Source organism: Qipengyuania qiaonensis, assembly GCF_019711515.1.
Taxonomy (GTDB): domain Bacteria; phylum Pseudomonadota; class Alphaproteobacteria; order Sphingomonadales; family Sphingomonadaceae; genus Qipengyuania; species Qipengyuania qiaonensis.
Window position 1 is genome coordinate 1 of the sequence record NZ_JAIGNO010000025.1, and the last position, 3,104, is coordinate 3,104.

Genomic DNA, 3,104 nt, shown 5'->3' on the forward strand with positions numbered 1-3,104 from the left:
GTAAGCGTGGCGTGGAGGCCGCCTTGTCAGCGTGATTTTCTGGCTTTCGAGGCTTTGCCTGCTGCGCGGCGTTTGGCGATGCTGTCGATCCTGAGCTTGGCGTCGCGTTCGTCGATTGCGTTGGGATCGAATGCTTTGCCGTAGCAGCCAAGATGCCACTCGGTGGCGTCGTCGTGCTCGGGGTGTTTGGGGTCAGCGATGGCATCGAGGAATGCTTCGAAGCCGGGCGTGCCACCGCAATCCTCGGGCGGGGCGCGGTATTCGCCCTCGACGTAACGGGGATACTTGGCTCCAGGCGCGGCCTCTTCGACAGCTTCGAGGGTGACGATATGCTCCCAGTTGTCGCCCATGTCGTAGGTATAGAAGAACTGGCGGATATCGCGTTCGAGCAACGCCTTGAGCTTGGTGTTCTTGGCCGCGAACAGGCGATCGTCGGGCCAGTCGGGATCGAGCATGCCATAGCGCCGGTCGTCTGCCTCGAACTCCCAGAGATGATAATCGAGCCAGCCCATTGCGGCCTGGATGACATCGTGCAGCATCTTGAGACTAGCATCGACAGGCACCTCCACCCTGCGCCAGATAAGCGGATCGGTATCGGCAAGCGCGATGTGCAGGCGGGCGATCCGGTCGGTCATGCCGCCCTCCTGACGGCAATGGGGCTGACTGGCGCTACATCGGCTGTCCAGTTCCAAGGCATGAGTTCGTCCCAACGCGAAGCGGGCCAGTCACTGGCGATCTTCTCAATCACATCAGCGATGTATGCTTGCGGCTCGATGCCATTGAGCTTGCAGGTCTCGATTACGGAATAGATCGCGGCTGCGCGCTCGCCGCCTGCCCTGGAACCGGCGAACAGCCAGTTCTTCCGCCCGATGGCAACGGAGCGCATGGCCCGTTCAGCGATATTGTTGTCGATCTCGGCAATGCCCCCGTCGAGGTAACGGGTGAGCGCGGCCCAGCGCTTGCGGCCATAGGCGAGCGCCTTGGCCATCGACGATTTAGAGGACAGGCGTCGCAGCGCATCGTCGATCACGACGCGCAGTTCCTCGATCTGGGGCTTGCTTTGCTCCTGGCGGTGCCGTCGACGGACATCGGGTGGCCTGCCGCGTATCTCTTCCTCGATCCGGTACAGCCTTCCAATCCGTTCGAGCAGGTTGCTGGTCAGCGGTGTTGGGCTGTTCTGGTAGTTCTCGAATATCTTGCGCCGGAAATGCGCCCAACAGGCAACTTCACGGATGCGGCCCGTGGCATAGAGCTTGTCAAAGCCGGCATAACCGTCGGCCTGAAGCAGACCGGTGAACTGCCTGAGTTCAGACTGGGGATGGATACCGCTGCGGTCAGGGGTGAATCTGTACCAGACCAGTGCGGCACCTGCGCCGCCTGATGGACGATCATCGACGACATAGGTCCACAGCCTGCCTTGCGCGGTCTTGCCCTTGCCCGGAACCAGCATCGGCACGGGGGTGTCGTCGGCATGGATCTTGGACGCCTTGAGGCCTTCTTCCCGAATGCGGGTAACGATGGGATCGAGCAGCGCAGCGGCCTGTCCTGCCCAGCCGGACAAGGTGGATCGATCAATATCGATCCCTTGTGCTGCCATCATCTCGGCCTGACGATAGAGCGGCAGGTGATGATCGAACTTGTTCACGACCACATGGGCCAAAGTTGCGAAGCTGGCTCTGCCGCGCGCGATGGCCTTCACCGGAGCAGCGGCTTGGACGATCTTCTCACAAGAGCGGCAAGAGTACTTGGGCCGTATGGTGCGGATCACGCGCCACTGGATGGAGGCAACATCGAGCATCTCGTCGCTGTCTTCGGCGAGTGGGCGTAAAGTACCGCCGCAACCGGGGCAGGTACAACTGCCCGCTTCCGGTTCGATCCGGCGTTCGATGCGCGGCAGATGTTCGGGCAACTGACGGGTCGGCGTCGGGCGATCATTGCCGATTGCTGCTGCCCTCGCGGGAACATCAGCAACACCGGCTTCAGCTTCCAGTTCCTCAAGCGCCAGTTCGAGCTGTTCGATCTGACGGCTGAGCTTCTCCGACGACTGGCCGAAGGTCATCCGCTTGAGTTGGGAAAGCTGGAACCGCAGAGTCTCGATCAGCGTATCGCGGGCTGCCAGAGCCGCTTCCAGTTCGGCGATCCGGGCATCCTTGTCCTGGCAAGAAGAGGCTTGATCCGACACGGTCATCCTCTAGCGAATCGGGCAGTCCAACGCCAGAAAAACCAATGGAATCCTGTCGCTTTATCCGGCCAGGAGCGGAACCGATGTGCGCTCGGGGCGGCGCCAATCGATACCCTCCAAAAGCATGGAAAGCTGCGCTGAAGTGAGGCTCACCTTGCCCGTCTTGGTCACCGGCCAGACGAACCGCCCACGATCCATGCGCTTCGAGAACAAGCACAGGCCCTGGCCATCGTACCAGAGCAGCTTGACCAGATCGCCGCGCTTGCCACGAAAGGCGAACAGTGCGCCGCAATGCGGGTTCTGGTGCAAAACTTCTTGCGCCAATACCGCCAGGCCGTTGAACCCCTTCCTCATATCGGTCGCTCCGCAGGCCAGATAGATGCGCGTCGAAGGCGGCAGCGGGATCATCGGGACAGCACGACGATCACCCGTGCCAAAGCATCGGCATCGACCCCGGCGTCCACCGTCAACTTCACACCCGAAGGCAGTTCGATCCCGATCCGGCCAGACGCCCGCGCGGAAGGTGGAGCAACCGGGAGTGAGGGCTCCGATACCTCAACCTCGGCAAATGCCGGTAATGCGGCCCGCTTCGTCCCGGTCAACTCCCCCGACATCGCAAGGCGCCGCCAGGTGTAGAGCTGCCCGCTGCCGACTTCATGCCGTTCGCACGCCGACCGAACCGTGCCATCCGGCCCAAAGGCGTCCCGCAGGATCGCCAGCTTCTGCTCCACCGTCCAGCGCCGGCGCCCCGACATGCGTCCCACGATCTCGACGCGACTGGTCATATGACCACTCAAATGACCAGTCGTATGACTGATCGCTTCCTGATCGTCGAAATCGTCCATCATCACCGCTCCACAAAAGAGCAGCAATCAGACTATCCGACCGGGGAGTGGCAAGGCGGCCTCCAGGCCACGCTTAC

General features: G+C 61.8%; 4 protein-coding genes. All 4 read right to left on the reverse strand.

The features are described from left to right. Positions 1 to 26: 26 nt before the first annotated feature. From K3174_RS16690 to tnpA, 4 genes are read right to left on the reverse strand one after another with little or no spacing between them, the layout of a single operon-like run. The gene (locus K3174_RS16690; protein WP_221560577.1) at positions 27 to 635 is read right to left on the reverse strand and encodes a plasmid pRiA4b ORF-3 family protein; all 609 of its coding nucleotides are present in this window, start codon (positions 633 to 635) and stop codon (positions 27 to 29) included. Further along, the gene (tnpC, locus tag K3174_RS16695; protein WP_221560578.1) at positions 632 to 2,188 is read right to left on the reverse strand and encodes an IS66 family transposase; all 1,557 of its coding nucleotides are present in this window, start codon (positions 2,186 to 2,188) and stop codon (positions 632 to 634) included. Before tnpC ends, K3174_RS16690 begins: the two co-directional genes overlap by 4 nt. Before the next feature lie 54 nt (positions 2,189 to 2,242). Further along, positions 2,243 to 2,590 carry an IS66 family insertion sequence element accessory protein TnpB gene (gene tnpB, locus K3174_RS16700; RefSeq protein WP_221560579.1) on the reverse strand — a complete coding sequence of 116 codons (348 nt, stop codon included), beginning with the start codon at positions 2,588 to 2,590 and terminating at the stop codon, positions 2,243 to 2,245. Continuing rightward, on the reverse strand, positions 2,587 to 2,967 hold the full coding sequence (tnpA, locus tag K3174_RS16705; RefSeq protein ID WP_221560580.1) for an IS66-like element accessory protein TnpA: 381 nt from the start codon (positions 2,965 to 2,967) through the stop codon (positions 2,587 to 2,589). Before tnpA ends, tnpB begins: the two co-directional genes overlap by 4 nt. Between the last annotated feature and the right edge of the window lie 137 nt (positions 2,968 to 3,104).

Excerpts from the sequence above, each read along its gene's own strand:
- K3174_RS16690 (WP_221560577.1), bottom strand. The coding sequence starts at position 635 with ATGACCGACCGGATCGCCCGCCTGCACATCGCGCTTGCCGATACCGAT.
- tnpC (WP_221560578.1), bottom strand. The coding sequence starts at position 2,188 with ATGACCGTGTCGGATCAAGCCTCTTCTTGCCAGGACAAGGATGCCCGG.
- tnpB (WP_221560579.1), bottom strand. The coding sequence starts at position 2,590 with ATGATCCCGCTGCCGCCTTCGACGCGCATCTATCTGGCCTGCGGAGCG.
- tnpA (WP_221560580.1), bottom strand. The coding sequence starts at position 2,967 with ATGACCAGTCGCGTCGAGATCGTGGGACGCATGTCGGGGCGCCGGCGC.